The organism is Mycolicibacterium brumae (assembly GCF_025215495.1).
GTDB lineage: Bacteria > Actinomycetota > Actinomycetes > Mycobacteriales > Mycobacteriaceae > Mycobacterium > Mycobacterium brumae.
In genome coordinates, this window is record NZ_CP104302.1 from 1,129,621 (window position 1) to 1,151,152 (window position 21,532).

The window sequence follows — 21,532 nt, forward strand, 5'->3', positions numbered from 1 at the left end:
TGGCCCGTTATGCACCTCAAGAGTCTGACGCTGAAGGGCTTCAAGTCCTTCGCCTCGCCGACGACTCTGCGCTTCGAACCGGGCATCACCTGCGTGGTGGGACCCAACGGATCCGGGAAATCCAACGTCGTCGACGCGCTGACCTGGGTGATGGGGGAGCAGGGCGCCAAGGCGCTGCGCGGCGGGAAGATGGAAGACGTCATCTTCGCCGGCACCTCCAACCGGGCCCCGCTGGGCCGTGCCGAGGTCACCCTCACCATCGACAACTCCGACGGCGCGCTGCCCATCGAGTACTCCGAGGTGTCGGTCACCCGGCGGATGTTCCGCGACGGGGCCGGCGAATACGAGATCAACGGCTCGTCCTGCCGGCTGATGGACGTCCAAGAACTGCTCAGCGACTCCGGCATCGGCCGCGAGATGCACGTCATCGTCGGCCAGGGGCGGCTGTCCCAGATCCTGGAGTCCCGCCCGGAGGACCGCCGCGCCTTCATCGAAGAGGCCGCCGGCGTGCTCAAGCACCGCAAACGCAAAGAGAAGGCGGTCCGCAAGCTCGACGCGATGGCAGCCAACCTGGCCCGGCTGACCGACCTGACCACCGAGCTGCGCCGCCAGCTCAAACCACTGGGCCGCCAGGCCGAGGTGGCCCGGCGCGCGGCGACCATCCAGGCCGACCTGCGCGATGCCCGGCTGCGGCTGGCCGCCGACGACCTGGTCGCCCGGCAGACCGAGTTCGCCGGCGTCGGCGACACCGAGGCGGTGCTGCGCCGCGAGCACGAGGACGCCGCCGAGCGGCTCGCCGTCGCCGCCGCCGAACTGGCCGCCCACGAGACCGCGGTCGCCGAGCTGACCCAGCGCGCCGAAGCGGCCCAGCAGACCTGGTTCCGGCTCTCCGCGCTGGCCGAGCGGGTCGGCGCCACGGTCCGCATCGCCGCCGAGCGCGCCCAGCTGCTGGAAACCGAGCCCGTCGCGCACACCGGACCCGACCCCGACGAGCTGGAAACCCGCGCCGAGGAGGCCGCCGCCCGCGAGAAACAGCTGCTCGACGAGCTGGCCGAGGCCCGCGAGCGGGCCGAGTTCGCCCGCGAGGAATTGGCCCAGGCCGAATCCGCGGCCGCCGAAGCCGAACGCGCGCATCTGGCCGCGGTCCGCGCCGAAGCCGACCGCCGCGAGGGACTGGCCCGCCTGACCGGACAGGTCGAAACCATGCGCGCCCGCGTCGAATCCATCGACGAGCGGGTCGCGCGGCTGACCGAAGGCATCGAGTCCGCCGCGGCCCGCGCCCAGAGCGCCCAGGCCGAGTTCGAGATCGTGCAGAGCCGCGTCGGGGAACTCGACGAGGGCGAAGCCGGCCTGGACGAGCAGCACGAACGCACCGTCGCGGCGCTGCGCCGAGCCGATGAGCGGGTGACCGAACTGCAGGCCGCCGAGCGCGCCGCCGAACGCCAGGTGGTCACCCTGCGGGCCCGCATCGAGGCGCTGTCGGTCGGTCTGGACCGCAAGGACGGCGCCGCCTGGCTCACCCAGAACCTGAACGACGACGGCCTGCTCGGCACGCTGGCCACCCTGGTCCGGGTGCACGCCGGTTACGAGACGGCGCTGGCCGCGGTGCTCGGCGCGGCCGCCGACGCGCTGGCCGCCGACGGCACCGACACCGCCCGCACCGCGGTCGCCGCGCTCAAGGCCGCCGACGGGGGCCGGGCGGCCATCGTGCTGGGGGATTGGCCGGCCGCCGCGCCGACCGAGCTGCCCACCCTGCCGGCCGGCGGGCGCTGGGCGCTGGACCTGGTCGACGCGCCGGCGAAACTGCGCGGCGCGGTCACCGCGATGCTCGCCGACGTCGCCGTCGTCGAGGACCTGGCCGCGGCGCTGACCTTCGTCGCCGCCCACCCGCGGCTGCGCGCCGTCACCCGCGACGGGGACCTGGTCGGGCCGGGCTGGGTGACCGGCGGCTCGGACCGCAAACCCTCGATGCTGGAGATCACCTCCGAGATCGAGCGGGCCCGCGCCGAACTGGAGGGCGCCGAAACCCAGGTCGAGGAGCTCACCGCCGCGCTGTCCGGCGCGCTGGCCGAACAGCTCGACCGCCGCGAGGCCGCCGAGCACGCGCTGGCCGCGCTCAACGAGTCCGACACCGCCATCACCCAGATCTATGAGCAGCTCGGCCGGCTCGGCGAAGCGGCCCGCACCGCAGACGACGACTGGCAGGGCCAGATCCGGCGCCGCGACGAGCTGGAGTCCGGCCGCGAGCAGACCGTCGCCGAGCTGACCGAGCTGGAAAACCGGCTGCGCAACGCCCAGGACACCCCCGCCGAGCTGCCCGAGGAGCCGATCCGCAGGCAAGAGCTCGTCGCGGTCGCCGAGGCCGCCCGGGCCGGCGAGGTGGAAGCCCGGCTGTCGGTGCGCACCGCCGAGGAGCGGGCCAACGCGCTGCGCGGCCGCGCCGACTCGCTGCGCCGCGCCGCCGCCGCCGAGCGGGAAGCCCGGGTGCGCGCCCAGCGCGCGCGGGTGGCCCGCCAGCACGCCGCCGCGGTGGCCGCCGCCGTCGCCGAATCCGGGCGCGGGGTCGCCGGCCGGCTGGCGAAGGTCGTCGCCGCGGCCGCCGCCCGCCGCGACGAGATGACCGCCGGGCGGCACCAGCGCGCCGCCGGGCTGCGCGCCGCCCGCGCCGAGGTCGACGCCCTCAACGCCCGGATCGCCGCGCTGACCGATTCGCTGCACCGCGACGAGGTCGCCAAGGCCCAGGCCGCGCTGCGCGTCGAACAGCTCGAGGCGCTGGTGCTGGAGCAGTTCGGCATGGCGCCGGCCGACCTGGTCGCCGAGTACGGGCCCGAGGCGCCGCTGCCGCCGAGCGAACTGGAACTCGCCGAGTACGAGCAGGCCAAGGAGCGCGGGGAGCAGGTCACCGCGCCCGCCCCGATGCCGTTCGACCGCGCCACCCAGGAGCGGCGGGCCAAACGCGCCGACCGGGAACTGCGCGAGCTGGGCCGGGTCAACCCGCTGGCGTTGGAGGAGTTCGCCGCGCTGGAGGAGCGCTACAACTTCCTGTCCACCCAGCTCGAAGACGTCAAGGCCGCCCGCAAGGACCTGATGGATGTGGTCGAGGAGGTCGACGCGCGGATCCTGCAGGTGTTCACCGAGGCCTACGCCGACGTGGAGCGCGAGTTCACCCAGGTGTTCTCCGCGCTGTTCCCCGGCGGCGAGGGCCGGCTGGTGCTCACCGACCCGTCGGACATGCTCACCACCGGCGTCGAGGTCGAAGCCCGCCCGCCGGGCAAGAAGATCAAGCGACTCTCGCTGCTGTCCGGCGGCGAGAAATCCCTGACCGCGGTGGCGATGCTGGTCGCCATCTTCCGGGCCCGGCCGTCCCCGTTCTATGTGATGGACGAGGTGGAGGCGGCCCTCGATGACGTCAACCTGCGCCGGCTGATCGGGCTGTTCGAACAGCTGCGGGAGAAATCGCAGCTGATCGTGATCACCCACCAGAAGCCGACGATGGAGATCGCCGACGCGCTGTACGGCGTCACCATGCAGGGCGACGGCATCACCCAGGTGATCTCCCAGCGGCTGCGCGGCCAGGAACTCGTCGGCGCCGGTTCGGCCCCGGCCGCCGAGTAGCGGCCGGGTGACCCTGGCCGCCGAGTAGCCCCGAGTGGCCGCCGGGCGGCGGCGCGCCCGCGGCTGGAACAATGGCGGCCATGTCGACTCAAGCCTGGATTGCCATCGCCGTCGTCGCGGTCCTGCTCATCACGGTGCTGGTCGTCGGGCTGGTTCGCTACCGCAGCCGCACCATCAGCCTGACCGCCCCCGACGAGCCGGACAAGCCGATCGACCGCTCCGGCGGCTACACCGCGCGATCGGGCATCAGCTTCAGTGAGGGCGGCACCGCCACCGTCGACCCGGCCGGGCTGCCCGGCGTCGGCGACGACGCCGCCATCCCGCGGGACGCCCCCAAGCGCGCCATCTCCGAGGTCACCCTGCCCGAGCCGGAGCTCGAGCTCGAGCCCGAGCCGGAGGCTCCGGCGGCCGAACCCGAGGTCGAGGTCACCGTCGACGAGGTCGACGTGGTGGAGACCGCGATCGTCGAAACCTCGCCGGGCGTGGTGGAGACCATCGAGGTCGTCGAACCCGAACCCGTCGAGGACGTCGTTCCCGTCACGGCGCCGGAACTGGACGACATCGCCCCCACCGAGGGCCGGCTGGACCGGCTGCGCGGTCGGCTCGCCAAATCGCAGAACGCCCTCGGCAAGAGCGTGCTGGGCCTGCTCGGCGCGGGCGACCTGGACGAGGATTCCTGGCAGGACATCGAGGACACCCTGCTGATCGCCGACCTCGGCCCGACCGTCACCGAGCGAGTGATGGACGAACTGCGCGCCAAGTTCGCCGCCAGCGGAGCCCGCACCGGTGAGGAGGCCCGCAAGGTGCTGCGCGCCGCCCTGATCGGGCAGTTGCACCCCGAGTTCGACCGGTCCATCAAGGCGCTGCCGCACGCCAACGCGCCGTCGGTGCTGCTGGTGGTCGGGGTCAACGGCACCGGCAAGACCACCACCGTCGGGAAACTGGCCCGGGTGCTGGTCGCCGACGGCCGGCGGGTGGTGCTCGGCGCCGCCGACACCTTCCGCGCCGCCGCCGCCGACCAGCTGCAGTCCTGGGGTTCCCGGGTCGGCGCGGAGGTGGTCCGCAGCGATGAGGGCGCCGACCCGGCGTCGGTCGCGTTCGACGCCGTCAGCAAGGGCATCGAGAACGGCGCCGACGTGGTGCTGGTGGACACCGCCGGCCGGCTGCACACCAAGACCGGATTGATGGACGAGCTCGGCAAGGTCAAGCGGGTGGTGGAGAAGCGGGCGAAGGTCGACGAGGTGCTGCTGGTGCTCGACGCCACCATCGGGCAGAACGGCCTGGCCCAGGCCAAGGTGTTCGCCGACGTCGTCGACATCACCGGCGTGGTGCTCACCAAGCTGGACGGCACCGCCAAGGGCGGCATCGTGTTCCGGGTCCAGGAGGACCTCGGTGTGCCGGTGAAACTCGTCGGCCTCGGCGAGGGCCCCGACGATCTCGCGCCGTTCGAGCCGGGGGCGTTCGTGGACGCCCTGTTGGGCTGAGCTTGCGAAGGGCGCATGACGCTGGCGTCTCACCGGACCGTCGTCAGTTTGAGAACTGGTGGAGGTTGGTGAGAACTGTTGGCGGCCGTGCTCCGTCGAATGGAACGTGGGGGCGGCCCAGAGACTCATACGCCGCCCTGGTGTTCCACCCGATGAGGAATCGCCGCCAGGGTTTCTCACCAGCCGCCGTGAGGCCTCACTAGCCGCCATGGGTTCTCAGTCGGCGAGGGGTTTCGCCAGCATTTCTCACCAACCGCCGTGGCTTCTCAGTCGATGGGCCCGACGACGGTCCGGCTTGCGGTAGCAGGACGAACGCCCTGCAGTAGCAGGGCGAACGCCCGCGGTAACAGCGAAAACGGCGGCCCCACGGCTGCGGGAACCGCGCAGGCCCCCGAGATCGCCTACTTCAACCGCCCACCGTTGGAGGCACGCGCCGGGGTGACCCGGACGTGGATGCTCTTGGCCAGCGGCTGGTCGCTCTGCGCGCTGTAGTCGGCGTGCCCGATCAGCACGTTCATCTCCGGCATGTAGCCGGCCGCGCTGCCCTTCGGGGTGTTGTAGGCGATGGCGCGGTAGCTCCGCAGTTCGCGCTGGCTGCCGTCCTTGGACGTCGAGACGATGTCGACCAGGGACCCGTCGGCGATGCCCCGCTCGGCCATATCGGCGGCGTTCATGAAGATCAGCTCGCGGATGTTCTTCACGCCGCGGTAGCGGTCGTTGTTCGCGTAGATGGTCGTGTTCCACTGATCGTGGGAGCGCATGGTCTGCAGCACCAGCATGTCCGGCTCCGGCGCGTGCGCCGCCGTCGCCAGCGGGGCGTGGCTGAATTGCGCCTTGCCCGACGCCGTCGTGAACACCCGCTCGCGGGCCGGCTGCGGGATCCGGAAACCCGTCGGGTTCTTGATCAGCTCGTTGAACCCGGCGAACCCGGGCAGCACGACGGCCATATCGTCGCGGATCCGGTCGTAGTTGTCGATGTAGGACTCCCACGGAATCTTCGACTGCGGCAGGGTGGCCCGCGCCATCCGGGCGATGATCTCCGGCTCGGAGCGCAGCGCCTCGGACGCCGGCTGCTTCTTGCCGTAGGACACGTGCACCATGCTCATCGCGTCCTCGACGGTCTGGCCCTGCGGCCCGTCGCGCTGGATGTCGACCTCGGTGCGGCCGAGGCACGGCAGGATCAGCGCCTTGCGGCCGTGCACCAGGTGGCTGCGGTTCAGCTTGGTGCTGACCTGCACGGTCAGCGAACAGCGGGACAGCGCCGCCGCGGTGTAATCGGTGTCCGGGGCGGCCAGCACGAAGTTGCCGCCCAGCGCGATGAACACCCGGACGTCGCCGCGGTGCATCGCCTCGATGCTGTTCACGGTGTCCAGGCCGGGAGTGCGCGGCGAGGTGATGCCGTGGTGCGCGTCCAGCGCGTCGAGCAGCGCCGCCGGGGAATGGTGGTTGATGCCGCAGGTCCGGTTGCCCTGCACATTGCTGTGCCCGCGCACCGGGGCCGGGCCGGCGCCGGGCCGGCCGATATTGCCGCGCAGCAGTAGCACGTTCATGAACTCGCGGATCATGTCGACGGCGTGCTCGTGCTGCGCGACGCCCAGACACCAGCTGATGATCGTCTTGTCCGCGGCCAGGTACAGCTGCCCGGCGCGACGCAGCTGCGCCTCGCTCAGTCCGGAAGCGGTGACCAGTTCGTCCCATTCGGTGGCCTCCACCAGCGCCCGGTACTCGTCGAACCCGACGGTGTGCTCGGCCAGGAAGTCGCGGTCCAGGGCCGCCGGGTCGGTCGCGGCGGCCTCGAACACCACCTTCGCGATCGCGCGCATCAGCGCCATGTCCCCGCCGGGGGCGACCTGCAGATCCCAGGAGCCGGTGCGATGCGATTTGAACAGCGCCATGTCGACGATGTCGTGCGGCACGATCGTCTTCGTCGAGGCGATCTCCACCAGCGGATTGACGTGCACCACCTGCGCGCCGGAGCGGACCATCTTGGCCAGCGCGGTCAGCATCCGCGGCGCGTTGGACGCCGCGTTCACCCCGAGCAGGAACAGCAGGTCGGCCTCGGCCCAGTCTTGCATCGAGGTGGTGCCCTTGCCGGTGCCGATCGAGGCGCCCAGCGCCCGCCCGGACGCCTCGTGGCACATGTTCGAGCAGTCCGGCATGTTGTTGGTGCCGAACTCACGCATGAACAGCTGATAGATGTACGACGACTCGTTGCTCAGTCGCCCGGAGGTGTAGAACGTCGCCGCGTCCGGGGTCGGCAGGGCGCGCAACTCCTCGCCGATCATGGCGAACGCCGCGTCCCAGGAGATCGGCACGTAGCGGTCCAGGTCCGCGTCGTAGACCATCGGGTCGGTCAGCCGGCCGGCGTTCTCCAGCTCGAAGTCGGTCCACTCGGCCAGCTCGCTGACGGTGTGCGCGGCGAAGAACCACGGTCCGACGCGTTTGCGGGTCATCTCCCAGGTGACGTGCTTGACGCCGTTCTCGCAGATGTCCAGCCGCAGCCCGTGCTGATCGTCGGGCCACGCGCAGCCCGGGCAGTCATACCCGGTGATCGGGTGGTTCATCTGCAGCGTGGACAGCGGGCCGGCGATCGGCTCCCGTTGCGTCAGGATGACCTTGCCCACCGACAGCGCCGCGCCCCACGCCGCGGCCGGGTGGTGGTAGGTCTTTTGGGACCACTCGCGGTCGGTGTTCGGGCCGTACCCGCCCTGCCGGGGGCGCCGCGACATCAGCCCGGTGGCGGGCGCGACGTCGTCCTCGGGCGCCGCGACGTCGTGGTCGTGCGGGCTGTGCTGCAGGTCGGTCATCGCAACGCTCCTTCGGCTCGTCGGGACCCGGCCGGGGCTGCGGTCCGGATCCGATGCGGGTGGGTGTAGACGTTCATCGAGTCGCCGCGCAGGAAACCGACCAGGGTCAGACCCGCGGTGTCGGCCAGCTCGGCGGCCAGCGACGACGGCGCCGACACCGCGGCCAGCACCGGGATCCCGGCCATCACCGCCTTCTGCGCCAACTCGAAACTGGCCCGCCCGGAAACCTGCAGGACGGTGGCGCGCAGCGGCAGCCGGTCGGCGAGCACCGCCCACCCGATCACCTTGTCGACCGCATTGTGTCGGCCGACGTCCTCGCGCAGCACCAGCAGTTCCCCGGTGCCGGCGTCGAACAGCGCCGCGGCGTGCAGACCGCCGGTCTTCTCGAACACGGCCTGCCGGGCGCGCAATCGGTCGGGGAAGGAGGTCAGCAACTCGGCGTCGACGGCGCTGTGGTCGTCGGCCAGCCGGTGGGGCGACGACATCTGGATCGCGTCGACGCCGGCCTTGCCGCACAGGCCGCAGGAACTGGTGGTCGGGAACCGCCGGGTTAGTTCGGGGGCGGGCGCGGCGACGCCGGGCGCCAGTGTGACGTCGAGGATGTTGTAGGTGTTGGCCTCGCCGCCGGCGCCCGGGCCGCCGCAGTGCATCGCCTGGCGGAACTGCTCGCCGCGGCTGATCACGCCCTCGGAGACCAGGAAGCCGGCCGCGAGTTCGACATCGTTGCCGGGGGTGCGCATGGTTAGCGCCAACTGCGCGCCGCCGACGCGTATTTCCAGCGGTTCCTCGACGGCCAACAGGTCCGGGCGGCTTCTCACACCGCCGCCGACGACGATTCTGGTGACCGGGCGTCGTGCCGTGATGCGCCCCATTTTCCGAGGTTACCGCCCATCGTCGGCCGCCGTGTCCGGACGGCGAACCCGCAGCGCGTAACAACGTCGAAACGCGCCCCCGGCATCCGTTCACAACGACGAAACACCCAAGAACCACCCGGGAAACCCCGGCCGATGACTCTGTCCGGGAGGCCGATCAAAGTCGGCGTATGTCTCCAAGGAGGTTTTGCCAAGTGCTACCTGATACTGCGTTCGCGCCCTTCGGGCCCGACGGATTGAGCGCCGGCGACACCGCGTGGGTGCTCACCTCGGCGGCGTTGGTGCTGCTGATGACCCCGGCGTTGGCGTTCTTCTACGGCGGGTTGTCCCGGCAGAAGTCCGTGTTGAACATGATGATGATGTCGTTCTCCTCCATCGGGGTGGTGGGCATCATCTACGTGCTCTGGGGCTACTCGATGTCGTTCGCCTCCGCGCACACCGGGGGTTCGGACTTCTGGGGCGTGTTCGACAACCCGTTCTCGCTGTTCGGCCTCAGCCAGCTGACCGAGGTCCGCGAGATCGACGGCGTCGAGCAGTTCGTCTCCGGCGGCTTCGGCACCGTGCCTGCCATGGTGTGGGTGGCCTTCCAGCTGACCTTCGCCGTCATCACCGTCGCGCTGATCAGCGGCGCGGTCGCCGAACGGATGCGCTTCGGCACCTGGCTGGCGTTCGCCGGCATCTGGGCCACCCTGGTGTACTTCCCGCTGGCGCACATGGTGTGGGGCGGCGGCCTGCTGTCCGGCAGCGAGCACAGCATCGCGTCCTGGATCTTCGGCTATGACGCCGAGGCGGAAGCGGCCAACGTCGCGCCGATCGACTTCGCCGGCGGCACCGTGGTGCACATCAACGCCGGTATGGCCGCGCTGGTGCTGGCGGTCCTGCTGGGCAAGCGCGCCGGCTTCGGCAAGATGGCCTACCGGCCGCACAACATTCCGTTCGTCATGCTGGGCGCGGCGCTGCTGTGGTTCGGCTGGTTCGGCTTCAACGTGGGCTCCGAGGGCGCGGCGGACATGATCGCCGGCGCGGTCTGGATCAACACCACCGCCGCCACCGCGGCCGCCATGATGGGCTGGTTGCTGGTGGAGCGCATCCGCGATGGCCACGCCACCAGCGTCGGCGCCGCCTCGGGCATCGTCGCCGGCCTGGTCGCGATCACCCCGGCCTGCGGGTCGCTGTCGGCCATCGGCTCGCTGGCGCTCGGCGCGGTCGCCGGCATCCTGTCCGCGCTGGCCATCGGCCTGAAGTACAAGTGGGGCTACGACGATTCGCTCGACGTCGTCGGCGTCCACCTGGTGGCCGGCCTGTGGGGCACCGTCGGCATCGGCTTCCTGGCGCTGGACACCGGCCTGTTCTACGGCGGCGGGTTCTCTCAGCTGGTCATCCAGATCGTGATTGCATTGGTTGCGCTGATCTTCACCGCGATCATGACCGTGGTCGTCTTGTTTATCGTTAAGCCGCTGGGTTGGCGGATCAGCGCGGAGGACGAGCACACCGGCATCGATGAGACGGTCCACGCCGAGACCGCCTACGAAACCGTCTGAACCGCACGAAACCGACTTTGGAAGGATCGACCAGATGAAACTGATCACCGCGATCGTCAAGCCGTTCACCCTTGAGGATGTCAAGACCGGGCTGGAGGAGGCCGGCATCCTCGGCATGACGGTCAGCGAAGTGCAGGGTTACGGACGGCAGAAGGGGCACACCGAGGTCTACCGGGGCGCCGAGTACTCGGTGGACTTCGTGCCGAAGGTCCGCGTCGAGGTCGTCGTCGAGGACACCGCCGCGGACAAGGTGGTCGAGATCATCGTCCACGCCGCGCGGACCGGGAAGATCGGCGACGGCAAGGTCTGGGTCTCGCCGGTGGACACCGTGGTGCGGGTGCGCACCGGTGAACGCGGAGGCGACGCTCTGTAGACCTGCGTCCCGCAGTCACCGGCACGTCGAACAGCAATGAGCCTTGCGGAGGCTGCGAGAATGTAGCGAGGAGAAACGATGACTGCCACCCCCGGCGCCTCGAAACCGGCCACCGACCTGGTCGCGGCTGTTCGAGCACTGCTGGGCGGTGGCAGTCACGCGTTGGACGCCCCCGCGCTGCGCACCGCGTTGGCCGACCTGCACGAGTTCTGGCTGACCACCAAGGCCGCCGAACTCGGGATCACCGAAACCAGCGGGTTCGCCATCGTGGCGACCGGCAGTCTCGGGCGCGGGGAGATGCTGCCGTATTCGGACCTCGACCTGATGCTGCTGTACGAGGAGTCCGACCAAGAGGTGGTCAGCGGGATCGCCGAATCGCTGTGGTATCCGTTGTGGGACGCCAACATTCGACTCGACCACAGCGTCCGCACGGTTCCCGAGGCGCTGCGGGTGGCCAGCACCGACCTGACCGCCGCGCTGGGTCTGCTGGAGGCCCGGCACATCGCCGGCGACGCCGAGCTGTCGCAGCTGCTGATCGGCGGCGCCCGGCGGCAATGGCGCTCCGGCATCACCGGCCGCTTCGCCGAATTGGTCGAGACGACCCAGGGCCGGTGGAGCCGCTGCGGGGAGATCGCGCACCGCGCCGAACCGGATCTGAAGAACGGCCGCGGCGGCCTGCGCGACACCCAACTGCTCAGCGCGCTGGCGCTGACCCAGCTGGCCGACGTGTACCCCACGTCGTCGTCGGCCTCGCCCACCGGAACGCTGCACGACGCGCATCAGGCGCTGCTCAATGTGCGCACCGAACTGCACCGGATCTCCGGTCGGGGCCGCGACATCCTGCTGGCCCAGCACGCCGACGAGATCGGCGCCGCGCTGCGCATCGGGGACCGGTTCGACCTGGCCCGATTGCTGTCGGATTCCGCGCGGACCGTCAGCTACTACGTCGACTCCGGGGTCCGCACCGCCGGAAATGCGTTGCCCAAGAGGGGATTCGCCGCGCTGCGCCGCCCGGTGCGCCGCCCGCTGGACGAAGGCGTGGTGGAGTACAACGGCGAGGTGATGCTGGCCCGCGACGCCCGGCCCGAACGCGACCCCGGCCTGATCCTGCGGGTGGCGGCCGCTTCGGCGCTGACCGGACTGCCGATGGCCACCGCGACGCTGACCCGGTTGGTCGACTCGGCGCCGGAGCTTCGCGCGCCCTGGCCGCAGGCCGCGCTCAAGGATCTGCTGGTGCTGCTGAGCACAGGTCCGGCCGCGGTGAACACCATCGAGGCGCTGGACCGCACCGGATTGTGGGGACGGTTGTTCCCGGAGTGGGGCGCGGTGCGCGACCTGCCGCCCCGCGACGTCATCCACATGTGGACCGTCGACCGACACCTGGCCGAAACCGTCTCTCGCGCAGGGGCTTTCACCACCCGGGTGGCGCGCCCGGACCTGCTGGTGCTGGCCGCGCTGCTGCACGACATCGGCAAGGGTCGCGGCGGCGACCACTCCGTGGTCGGCGCGGAACTGGCCGCCCAGGTGGGCACCCGACTGGGGTTGTGGCCCAGCGACATCAAGGTGCTGACCGCCGCGGTGCGTCACCATCTGCTCTTGGTCAGCACCGCGACGCGCAAGGACCTGCAGGATCCGGCCGTCATCACCGCGGTGGTCGAGGCGATCGAGGGCGACTCCGGGCTGCTGGAACTGCTGCACGCGCTGGCCGAGGCCGATTCGCTGGCCACCGGCCCGGGGGTGTGGGGGGATTGGAAGGCCGCGCTGATCGGCGATCTGGTGCGTCGCTGCCGGCTGGTGATGGCCGGGGAACCGCTGCCGCAGGCCGACCCGATCGACCCACAGGTGCTGGAACTGGCCGCCGCCGGCGAGCCGGGCCGGGTGCACGTGACGATGACCGGGCCGGACCGGACCGGCGCCTACACCGTCACCGTGCTGGCCCCGGACCGTCGTGGCGCGCTGTCCCGATCGGCCGGGGTGCTGGCGCTCAACGCGCTGCGGGTGTGCTCGGCGTCGGTGAACTCCGCGGGCGGCCACGCCCTGGACACCTTCGTGGTGACCCCGCACTTCGGCGCGCCGCCGGCCGCCGAGCTGCTGCGCCAGCAACTCGCGCTGGCGCTGGGCGGTGAACTCGACGTCGCCGAGGCGCTGCGCCGCCGCGACCGCGAGGCCATCGGCCGGTCCGTCGCGGCGCCGCGGGCCGCGGTCCCGGTCAACCCGCCCGCCGCGCCGCCGCGGATCCTCTGGCACGACGGCGCGGACCCCGGCCAGCGGCTGGTCGAGGTGCGGGCCACCGACGCGCCCGGCCTGCTCACCGCGCTGACCGGGGAGTTCGAGCGGGCCGGTGTGGACGTCGCCTGGGCGAAGGTGACCACGCTGGGCTCCTCGGTGATCGACGTGTTCGCCGTCGCCCTGCCCGCAGGTGACGAGGGCGAGGCGGCCCGGGCCCGGCTGGAGGCGCAGTTGTACGCCGTGCTGCCCGCGCCCACGCCGGCCAAGCCGGTGGAACAAGCCAGCTGAGGCGTCCGCCGGCCGCCGGCGCCGGTAGTCTTGGCCCCGTGTTTGAATCGCTTTCCGACCGGTTGACCGGCGCCCTCGCGGGCCTGAAGGGCAAGGGTCGGCTCACCGACGCCGACGTCGACGCCACCGCCCGCGAGATCCGGCTGGCGCTGCTGGAAGCCGACGTGTCGCTGCCCGTGGTGCGGGCCTTCATCGAACGGGTCAAGACCCGCGCCAAGGGCGCCGAGGTCTCCGGCGCGCTGAACCCGGCCCAACAGGTCGTCAAGATCGTCAACGACGAGCTGGTCGGCATCCTCGGTGGCGAGACCCGCCAGCTCAGCTTCGCCAAGAACCCGCCGACGGTGATCATGCTGGCCGGCCTGCAGGGCGCCGGTAAGACCACGCTGGCCGGCAAGCTGGCCAAATGGCTCAAGGGCCAGGGGCACACGCCGCTGCTGGTGGCCTGTGACCTGCAGCGCCCCGGCGCGGTGAACCAGTTGCAGATCGTCGGTGAACGGGCCGGCGTCGCAGTGTTCGCGCCGCACCCGGGCACCGCCCCCGGCGCCACCGAGATCGCCGGCGCGGGGCCGGGCGACCCGGTCGCCGTCGCCGCCGCCGGCCTGGCCGAAGCCCGCGACAAGCATTACGACGTCGTCATCGTCGACACCGCCGGCCGGCTCGGCATCGACGAGGTGCTGATGGCCCAGGCCGCCGCGATCCGCGACGCCGTCAACCCCGACGAGACGCTGTTCGTGCTCGACGCCATGATCGGCCAGGACGCGGTCAGCACCGCCGAGGCGTTCGGCGCCGGCGTCGGCTTCACCGGTGTAGTGCTCACCAAGCTCGACGGTGACGCCCGCGGCGGCGCCGCGCTGTCGGTGCGCGAAGTCACCGGCGTGCCGATCCTGTTCGCGTCCACCGGCGAGAAGCTCGAGGACTTCGACGTCTTCCACCCGGACCGGATGGCGTCGCGCATCCTCGGCATGGGCGACGTGCTCACCCTGATCGAGCAGGCCGAGCAGGTCTTCGACGCCCAGCAGGCCGAGGCCGCAGCCGCGAAGATCGGCACCGGCGAGCTGACCCTGGAGGACTTCCTCGACCAGATGCTGGCCATTCGCAAGATGGGCCCGATCGGCAACCTGCTGGGCATGCTGCCCGGCGCGGGTCAGATGAAGGACGCGCTGGCCGCCGTCGACGACAGCCAGCTCGACAAGATCCAGGCCATCATCCGCGGCATGACCCCCGCCGAGCGGGACGACCCGAAGATCATCAACGCCTCCCGGCGGCTGCGCATCGCCAACGGCTCCGGGGTGACCGTCACCGACGTCAACCAGCTGGTGGACCGGTTCTTCGAGGCCCGCAAGATGATGTCGCAGATGGTCGGCGGCATGGGGATCCCGGGGATGAGCCGGCGGTCCTCGAAGAACCGCAAGCAGGCCAAGGGACGCAAGGGCAAAGGCAAGGGCCGCGGGCCGACCCCGCCGCGGACCCGCAGCCCGTTCGGCGGGATGCCCGGAATGCCCGGGGCGCCTGGGATGCCTGGGATGCCGGCCGGGTTCCCGGACATCTCGCAGATGCCCAAGGGGCTCAACGAACTGCCGCCGGGCCTGGACGGCATCGACCTGTCGAAGCTGAAGTTCCCGCCGCAGAAATAGCGCGGAGATGAGCCGGTCCCTGCACCTGCGCGGTGTGATCCTGCCCGACGGCGAGGCGGCGGACTGGTGGGTCTACGACGGTGTGCTCTGCGCCGAGCCGGTGGCCGGCGCCGAGACGGTGTTCGACGGCGGCTGGATCATTCCCGGCCTGGTCGACGCGCACTGCCACGTCGGGCTCGGCCCGCACGGCGGCGTCGACCTCGACGAGGCGATCTCCCAGGCCGAGGTGGAACGCGACGCCGGGGTGCTGCTGCTGCGCGACGCCGGATCCCCGGTGGACACCCGCAGCCTCGACGACCGCGAGGACCTGCCGAAGATCATTCGCGCGGGCCGGCATCTGGCCCGGCCCAAGCGCTACATCCCCGGCCTGCCGATCGACATCGAAGACGAGTCGCAATTGCCGGAGTACGTCGCCGAGCAGGCTCGGCGCTCCGACGGCTGGGTCAAGCTGGTGGGGGACTGGATCGACCGCGGGGTGGGGGATCTGGCCCCACTGTGGTCCGACGAGGTGCTGGTCGCCGCGATCGACGCCGCCCACGCCCACGGCGCCCGGGTGACCGCGCACGTGTTCGGCGAGGACGCGCTGCCGGGCCTGATCAACGCCGGCATCGACTGCGTCGAGCACGGCACCGGGATCACCGACGACGTGATCGCGATGATGCTGGAGCACGGCACCGCGCTGGTGCCCACGCTGATCAATATCGACAACTTCCCGGGGATCGCCGACTCCGCGGCCCGGTATCCGACCTACGCCGCGCACATGCGGGCGCTGTACGCGTCCTGCCCGGAGCGCGTGGCGGCCGCGCACGACGCCGGGGTGCCGATCTTCGCCGGCACCGACGCCGGCGGGATGGTCGCCCACGGCCGGATCGCCGACGAGATCGCCGCGTTGACGCGGGTCGGGATGAGCGCGCACGACGCGTTGGGGGCGGCCTGCTGGGATGCTCGGACGTGGTTGGGGCGCAGCCGGATCGAGCACGGTTCACCCGCGGATCTGCTGTGCTTCGCCGAGGATCCGCGGCTGCCGGGGGTGCTGGAGCACCCGGATCTGGTGATCGTGCGTGGGCGGGTGTTCTGAGCGTTCGGCGCCGTGTCGGGAAGGCGGTGTCTGGTGCGTCGTGGCTGGAGTGCCGTGTCTGGAGTGCCGTCGGTCCGGGCGGATCGGTGCTTCTCGGGTGCTCGGCGCCCGCGAATCCAAGCGCGTCGCGCGTCGGGTGAGAACCTACCTGCTGGCGCGCCGCTCGTCGGGTGAGAACCTACCTGCTGGCGCGCGCGTATCGACTGAGAACTGGTGGCGGTTTGTGAGAAATGTTGGCGCACAGGTCTATCGATTGAGAAGTGAGGTACGTCAGTGAGGCCTCATGGATGTGTTTTTCATCGATTGAGAACTCACGCATGCCCCTTCTCGAACAACGTGTACGTCAGTTCTCAACCGATGAATAAGGCCGCCATCACGTCTCACTTGGCTACGTCATGTCTCACTGAGGTACCTCACTTCTCAGTCGATGAACGCTTCCGCCAGCATGTCTCACTGACATGCGTCAGTTCTCAGTCGATGACCGCTTCCGCCAGCATGTCTCACGGACGTGCGTCAGTTCTCAGTCGATGGTGTTGTCCGCCAACGCTTCTCACTGGTGTCCCAGATTTCTCAGTCGATGCCCGCCGCAGCGAGCGGTGGCCTGGCCTACTGGGCGAAACCCCAGTCGAACAGCCGGATGGCCTGGCCGTACAGGTCGCCGGAGCCCTTCATCAGCACCACCACCAGCGCCTTGCCGCCGCGCTGGGACACCGCGGCGTAGGTCTTGCCGGCCAGATTGGTGAACCCGGTCTTGCCGCTGACATTGCCGGGGTAGCGCTCCAGCAGCTCGTTTTGCGCCTTGATTGTCTTGGCGCCGGTGCGGCTGGGGAAGGACGCCTCACGCTGCTGGAAGATCTGGTTGATCACCGGGTACTTCAGCGCCGCGCGGTAGATGATGGCGAGGTCGCGCGGGGTGGTGGTCGATTCCCAGCCCGGCCCGTCCAGCCCGGATGGCGAGTTCGCCCGGGTGCTGGTGGCGCCCAGGCTGGCGGCCTTCGCGTTCATCCGCGTCACCGCCGGGCGCTGGCCGCCGAGCATGTCGCCGAGCAGGTTCGCCGCATCGTTTCCGGACACCATCAGCAACCCGTCGAGCAGCTGCCGGACGGTGTACACCTGGCCCGGAACCAGCCCGACACAGGAGCATTCGACCTTGGTGTGCGCCTCGGTGGCGCGCACCGCGGCCTGCGGCGACAGCACGTCGAGCACGGTCATGGCCAGCAGCGTCTTGATGGTGCTCGCCGGGGCGTACTGGCCGGTGGGGTTCTTGGACGCCAACAGGTTTCCGCTGGCGATGTCGGCGATCAGCCAGGCCTGGGCCGGCCCGTCCGGCGGCACCGCCGTCGGGACCGCCACCGCGGTCGGGGCGGCGCCGACCAGCAACGCACCCGCCAACAGCGCAGCGGCCGCCGAGCGGATGCGGAAGAGATGCGGCACGACCTCCGAGCCTATGGATCCGGAGTCAACCCCCGGCCCCGGCGCGGTCTCGAATGGGTGTCGGCCAGACCGCACGCCGAATGGTCGCTACAGCACCCCGACGCTAGCCCCGCGGCCCTGGGCGAAGCCCCAATCCAGCAGTGTGGTGGCCTGATCCCAGTAGGTCGGGCCGCCCTCGCGGATCAGCCCGTAGGTCATCGCGATGACCAGGCGCCGGCCGTCGCGCGCGGCGGCGCCGACGTAGGTCTTGCGGGCGATGTCGGTGAAGCCGGTCTTGCCGCCCAGGAATCCGGGGTAGCGGAACAGCATCTCGTTCTGGTTGGCCAGGGTCCGCGGGCCGCTTTTGGCCGGGAACGTCGCGGCGGGCATGGCCAGGATCGCGGCGATGTCCGGGTAGGTCATCGCGTTGCGGAAGATGACCGCCAGATCGCGCGGGGTGGACCACATGGCCATGCCCGGGGCGTCGATGCCCGACGGGCTGCCGGCGTGGGTGTCGACCGCGCCGATGGCGGCGGCCTTGGCGTTCATCTTGTCCACCGCGGCGGCCTCGCCGCCGACCATCCGGGCCAGGGTGTTGGCGGCGTCGTTGCCGGACGCCAGCAGCAGGCCCTCCAGCAACTGGCGGGCGGTGTAGGTCTGGCCGGGCGCCACCCCGGCGCAGTTGCACTCGACCTGGGTGTCGGCGGCGTCGCCGACGATCGTGGTGTCCAGCCCCACCTCGTCGATGATCACCTGGGCCAGCAGCGTCTTGATGGTGCTGGCGGGCGCGGTGCGGGCGTGCTCATTGCGGGCGGCGAGCACCTCGCCGGTGTCCACGTCGGCGACGATCCAGTTGGGCGCCGGGCCGTCAGGGATCGGCGCGGACCCCAGGGGCTGCAGGTCGACCGGGTCGGCGTGGGCGACGGGCAGGCTGGCGGGCTGACCCAGGGCGAACACGCACAGGGCAGCGCACAGCGCGGCGAGAAAATGGCGCATGGGCAGCCAGCCTAAGCGTCCGTGCGGGTGTCCGGAAATCAGTAGACGTCGCGCAGGTAGCGGTGATCGCGGATCAGGTCGTTGACGTAGGCGTGCGCGGCGTCGGCGTCGAGCCCGCCGCCGTCGGCGACCACCGCGCGCAGCGCCCGGTCGACGTCGGGCGCCATCGCGGTGGCGTCGCCGCAGACGTACACGCGCGCGCCGTCCTGCAACCAGGCGTACAGCTCGGCTGCGTTGTCCGCCATCTTGTGCTGCACGTACTCCTTCTCGCCCGCGTCCCGGGAGAACGCGAGGTCCAGCCGGTTCAGGGTGCCGTCGGCGACGAACCCCTCGAGGTCCTCCTGGTACAGGAAATCGGTGGCCCGGTTGCGGTCGCCGAAGAACAACCAGTTGCGCCCGGTCGCGCCGGTGACCCGTCGTTCCTCCAGGAACGCCCGGAACGGCGCGACGCCGGTGCCGGGGCCGATCATGATGATCGGCACGTCGGGGGCCGGCAGCCGGAAAGTGTGGTTGGGGCGCAGGTGGATCTCGACCTCCTGGCCGCCCGCGCGGTTGAGGTAGTTCGAGGCGACGCCCCCGCGCTCCCGCCCGCCCATCTGGTAGCGGACGGTGGCCACGGTCAGGTGCAGCCGCTCCGGATGGGCCAACGGGCTGGAGGCGATGGAGTAGTCGCGCGCGGCCAGCGGGCGCAGGTGCTCCAGCAACTCGTCGACGGTGACCTCGGCGTGCTCCAGCAGGTCCAGCAGGTCGCGGCCGTAGAGCCACTCGGTCAGTCGCTCCGGGTCGAGCCCGAGCAGCACGTCCTTGGTCTCGGCGTGCGTGGTGCGCGCGCCGACCAGGGCGCGCAGCTCGCGGTGCGGCGCGCGGATCTCGCGGTGCGACAGCAGCTCGTGCAGCGGCTTGGTGAAGCCGTCGGGCACCATGTCGCCGGAGACGCCGAGGTGATCGAGCATCGCGTCGACCAGCGCGGGGTCGTTGACCGGGCGCACCGCCACCGAATCGCCTGCGGCGTAGGTGATGTCGGAGCCGTCCAGGCTGAGCTCGTAGTGCCGGACCTCCTTGGTGGAGCCGGGCTTGGTCAGCAGCCGGTTGACCAGGATCTGGGTGCGGAACGGATGCTTGCGCTCCCACTGCAGGACCGACGGGTCATGCTCGGTGACGGCCGGGGTCTCGTCGGCGCCGACGGTGGCGGTGCGGGCGGCTTCAAGCAGCTTGACGGTGTCGGCGACCCAGTCCGCGGCGTCGCCGTCGATGTACTCGTCGTAGATCTGCCGGTCGGCGATCCGGGTGGCGCCCAGTTCGTCGAGGCGGGCGTCGATGACTTTGGAGGCGTTGTTGAACAGCGGGTAGGTGCTCTCTCCGAGCCCGCACACGGTGAAGCTCAGGTCCGCCAGGGCGGGCGCGTCGTCGGCGGACAGCGCCTCCCAGAAGAGAGATCCGTTGTCCGGCAGTTCGCCGTCGCCCCAGGTCGAGGTGACCACGACCAGGTGCGACACGTCGGACAGGGCGGTCGGCTCGATGGTGTTGAGCTCGACCGCCTCGGTGTCCAGGCCGGCCTGGCGGCACGCCTCGGCCAGGTGGACGGCGATGGATTCGGCGTTGCCCATGTCGCTGGCGTAGCCGATGGTCAGCGCGAAGTCGGTGTCAGACACCTGACCATCCTCCCGTACTCTCTTAGGGATGTCTTAATTAGGGTTACCTTACGTGAACCGGAGCCGCGATGCACCTCGCCGCTCCGGGCCGCGACGGCTGGATTTCTTTCCCGGCCGTTCACTCTGGCAGAATGAGCAGCCGTCTGCGGCGCGACCACGGCTGCGCAGCGGTCACACACGTGAGGCAAAACCGGATCCGGGCACATCCGCCCGTGATCGCCGAATTGCAGCGTGGCAACCCGAGGAGATATTGGACACATGGCTGTCAAAATCAAGCTGACCCGGCTCGGCAAGATCCGCAACCCGCAGTACCGCGTCATCGTGGCCGACGCGCGGACCCGCCGCGACGGCCGGGCGATCGAGGTCATCGGCCGGTACCAGCCGAAGGACGAGCCGAGCCTCATCGAGATCGATTCCGAGCGCGCCCAGTACTGGCTGGGTGTCGGCGCGCAGCCGACCGAGCCCGTGCTCGCGCTGCTGAAGATCACCGGTGACTGGCAGAAGTTCAAGGGCCTGCCCGGCGCCGAGGGCACCCTGAAGGTCAAGGAGCCCAAGCCCAGCAGGCTGGAGCTGTTCCAGGCCGCCCTGGCCCAGGCCGACGGCGGTTCGACCGGCGACGCCGTCACGCTCAAGAAGAAGAAGGCGCCGAAGAAGGACGAGGCAGCCGCCGACGCCGCCGAGGCCCCCGCCGAAGAAGCAGCAGCTGAATGAGCGTCGCGAGTCGACGATGCGGGGCGAGGAACGAGCCCCGAGGAGGAGCGAGCAAATGAGCACCGTCGTCGTTGACGCGGTAGAGCACCTGGTTCGCGGCATCGTCGACAATCCCGACGATGTCCGCGTCGACATGGTGACCAACCGGCGCGGCCGCACGGTCGAGGTCCACGTCCACCCTGATGACCTGGGCAAGGTCATCGGGCGTGGCGGCCGGACCGCCACCGCCCTGCGGACCCTGGTCGCCGGCATCGGCGGCCGCGGCATCCGCGTCGACGTGGTGGACACCGACCAGTAGTCCATGGAACTGGTCGTCGGCCGGGTCGCCAAGGCCCACGGAATCACCGGCGAGATCGTCGTCGAGGTTCGAACCGACGATCCGGACCTCCGGTTCTCACCAGGTGAGACGTTGCACGCCAAGGGCTTTCGCGGGGCGCCTGATCGCGACTTCGTGATCGAGACGGTCCGCGAGCACAGCGGCCGACTGCTGGTGCGCCTCGACGGCGTCCGCGATCGTGACTCCGCCGACGCGCTGCGCGGCACATTGTTCGTCGTGGACTCCGCCGAGCTGCCGCCCATCGACGAGTCCGACGAGTACTACGACCACCAACTCGAGGGCCTCGCGGTGCGCACCGTCGGCGGCGAACCGGTGGGTGTGGTCGCCGAGGTGTTGCACACCGCGGCGGGCGAGCTGCTGAGCGTGAAAACCGAAGCGGGACGCGAGATTCTGGTGCCGTTCGTCACCGCCATCGTCCCGACGGTGTCGCTGGCCGACGGTGTGGTCGAGATCGACCCGCCCGAAGGCCTGCTCGACCTGGAAGCGCTGGGGTAGAGCCGCG

General features: G+C 70.7%; 15 protein-coding genes. 10 read left to right on the forward strand and 5 right to left on the reverse strand.

Features of this window, described 5'->3' with window-relative positions; genetic code table 11:
* Positions 1-9: 9 nt before the first annotated feature.
* Both smc and ftsY read left to right on the forward strand, forming a co-directional pair.
* Entirely contained in the window at positions 10-3,615 is a 3,606-nt protein-coding gene (gene smc / locus L2Z93_RS05655; protein WP_090585401.1) for a chromosome segregation protein SMC, read from the forward strand.
* Positions 3,616-3,695: 80 nt separating this feature from the next.
* Positions 3,696-5,099: a signal recognition particle-docking protein FtsY gene (gene ftsY / locus L2Z93_RS05660; protein ID WP_193438925.1), complete on the forward strand. Its 1,404-nt coding sequence runs from the start codon at positions 3,696-3,698 to the stop codon at positions 5,097-5,099.
* Positions 5,100-5,500: 401 nt separating this feature from the next.
* On the opposite strand, the gene L2Z93_RS05665 is transcribed toward ftsY, so the two are convergent.
* Complete coding sequence (locus tag L2Z93_RS05665; RefSeq protein ID WP_090585624.1) at positions 5,501-7,828, reverse strand: FdhF/YdeP family oxidoreductase; 2,328 nt, start codon at positions 7,826-7,828, stop codon at positions 5,501-5,503.
* 74 nt (positions 7,829-7,902) lie between these two features.
* A complete protein-coding gene (gene fdhD, locus L2Z93_RS05670) occupies positions 7,903-8,778 on the reverse strand; it encodes a formate dehydrogenase accessory sulfurtransferase FdhD (protein WP_090585397.1) in 876 nt (291 codons plus the stop codon).
* Positions 8,779-8,972: 194 nt separating this feature from the next.
* On the opposite strand from fdhD, the gene L2Z93_RS05675 reads away from it, so the two are divergent.
* From L2Z93_RS05675 to L2Z93_RS05695, 5 genes are all read left to right on the forward strand, one after another.
* Complete coding sequence (locus L2Z93_RS05675) at positions 8,973-10,319, forward strand: ammonium transporter (RefSeq protein WP_260575507.1); 1,347 nt, start codon at positions 8,973-8,975, stop codon at positions 10,317-10,319.
* A gap of 34 nt (positions 10,320-10,353) precedes the next feature.
* A complete protein-coding gene (locus L2Z93_RS05680) occupies positions 10,354-10,692 on the forward strand; it encodes a P-II family nitrogen regulator (RefSeq protein WP_090585394.1) in 339 nt (112 codons plus the stop codon).
* 78 nt (positions 10,693-10,770) lie between these two features.
* The gene (locus L2Z93_RS05685; protein ID WP_090585392.1) at positions 10,771-13,209 is read left to right on the forward strand and encodes a [protein-PII] uridylyltransferase; all 2,439 of its coding nucleotides are present in this window, start codon (positions 10,771-10,773) and stop codon (positions 13,207-13,209) included.
* Between the two features lie 38 nt (positions 13,210-13,247).
* Entirely contained in the window at positions 13,248-14,843 is a 1,596-nt protein-coding gene (gene ffh, locus L2Z93_RS05690; protein WP_090585390.1) for a signal recognition particle protein, read from the forward strand.
* A gap of 7 nt (positions 14,844-14,850) precedes the next feature.
* Positions 14,851-15,921, forward strand: coding sequence for an amidohydrolase family protein (locus L2Z93_RS05695; protein ID WP_090585388.1), 1,071 nt, complete (start codon positions 14,851-14,853; stop codon positions 15,919-15,921).
* A gap of 606 nt (positions 15,922-16,527) precedes the next feature.
* Here the strand turns inward: L2Z93_RS05695 and L2Z93_RS05700 are convergent.
* The 3 genes from L2Z93_RS05700 to L2Z93_RS05710 form a co-directional block, all read right to left on the reverse strand.
* Positions 16,528-17,355, reverse strand: coding sequence for a D-alanyl-D-alanine carboxypeptidase family protein (locus L2Z93_RS05700; RefSeq protein ID WP_090585387.1), 828 nt, complete (start codon positions 17,353-17,355; stop codon positions 16,528-16,530).
* A gap of 87 nt (positions 17,356-17,442) precedes the next feature.
* Positions 17,443-18,330, reverse strand: a complete 888-nt coding sequence (locus L2Z93_RS05705) for a D-alanyl-D-alanine carboxypeptidase family protein (protein ID WP_090585385.1) — start codon at positions 18,328-18,330, stop codon at positions 17,443-17,445.
* Positions 18,331-18,368: 38 nt separating this feature from the next.
* Positions 18,369-19,982, reverse strand: a complete 1,614-nt coding sequence (locus L2Z93_RS05710) for a diflavin oxidoreductase (RefSeq protein ID WP_090585383.1) — start codon at positions 19,980-19,982, stop codon at positions 18,369-18,371.
* A 258-nt stretch (positions 19,983-20,240) separates the two neighbouring features.
* Between L2Z93_RS05710 and rpsP the strand changes: the two genes are divergently transcribed.
* From rpsP to rimM, 3 genes are read left to right on the forward strand one after another with little or no spacing between them, the layout of a single operon-like run.
* A complete protein-coding gene (rpsP, locus tag L2Z93_RS05715; RefSeq protein WP_090585381.1) occupies positions 20,241-20,693 on the forward strand; it encodes a 30S ribosomal protein S16 in 453 nt (150 codons plus the stop codon).
* 55 nt (positions 20,694-20,748) lie between these two features.
* Positions 20,749-20,991: an RNA-binding protein gene (locus L2Z93_RS05720; RefSeq protein ID WP_029114920.1), complete on the forward strand. Its 243-nt coding sequence runs from the start codon at positions 20,749-20,751 to the stop codon at positions 20,989-20,991.
* 3 nt (positions 20,992-20,994) lie between these two features.
* Positions 20,995-21,525, forward strand: coding sequence for a ribosome maturation factor RimM (rimM, locus tag L2Z93_RS05725; RefSeq protein ID WP_090585380.1), 531 nt, complete (start codon positions 20,995-20,997; stop codon positions 21,523-21,525).
* Positions 21,526-21,532 lie beyond the last annotated feature (7 nt).

Excerpts from the sequence above, each read along its gene's own strand:
- L2Z93_RS05720 (WP_029114920.1), top strand. The coding sequence starts at position 20,749 with ATGAGCACCGTCGTCGTTGACGCGGTAGAGCACCTGGTTCGCGGCATC.
- L2Z93_RS05685 (WP_090585392.1), top strand. The coding sequence starts at position 10,771 with ATGACTGCCACCCCCGGCGCCTCGAAACCGGCCACCGACCTGGTCGCG.
- fdhD (WP_090585397.1), bottom strand. The coding sequence starts at position 8,778 with ATGGGGCGCATCACGGCACGACGCCCGGTCACCAGAATCGTCGTCGGC.
- L2Z93_RS05705 (WP_090585385.1), bottom strand. The coding sequence starts at position 18,330 with ATGCGCCATTTTCTCGCCGCGCTGTGCGCTGCCCTGTGCGTGTTCGCC.
- ftsY (WP_193438925.1), top strand. The coding sequence starts at position 3,696 with ATGTCGACTCAAGCCTGGATTGCCATCGCCGTCGTCGCGGTCCTGCTC.
- L2Z93_RS05665 (WP_090585624.1), bottom strand. The coding sequence starts at position 7,828 with ATGTCGCGGCGCCCCCGGCAGGGCGGGTACGGCCCGAACACCGACCGC.
- L2Z93_RS05680 (WP_090585394.1), top strand. The coding sequence starts at position 10,354 with ATGAAACTGATCACCGCGATCGTCAAGCCGTTCACCCTTGAGGATGTC.
- L2Z93_RS05695 (WP_090585388.1), top strand. The coding sequence starts at position 14,851 with ATGAGCCGGTCCCTGCACCTGCGCGGTGTGATCCTGCCCGACGGCGAG.
- smc (WP_090585401.1), top strand. The coding sequence starts at position 10 with ATGCACCTCAAGAGTCTGACGCTGAAGGGCTTCAAGTCCTTCGCCTCG.
- rimM (WP_090585380.1), top strand. The coding sequence starts at position 20,995 with ATGGAACTGGTCGTCGGCCGGGTCGCCAAGGCCCACGGAATCACCGGC.
- rpsP (WP_090585381.1), top strand. The coding sequence starts at position 20,241 with ATGGCTGTCAAAATCAAGCTGACCCGGCTCGGCAAGATCCGCAACCCG.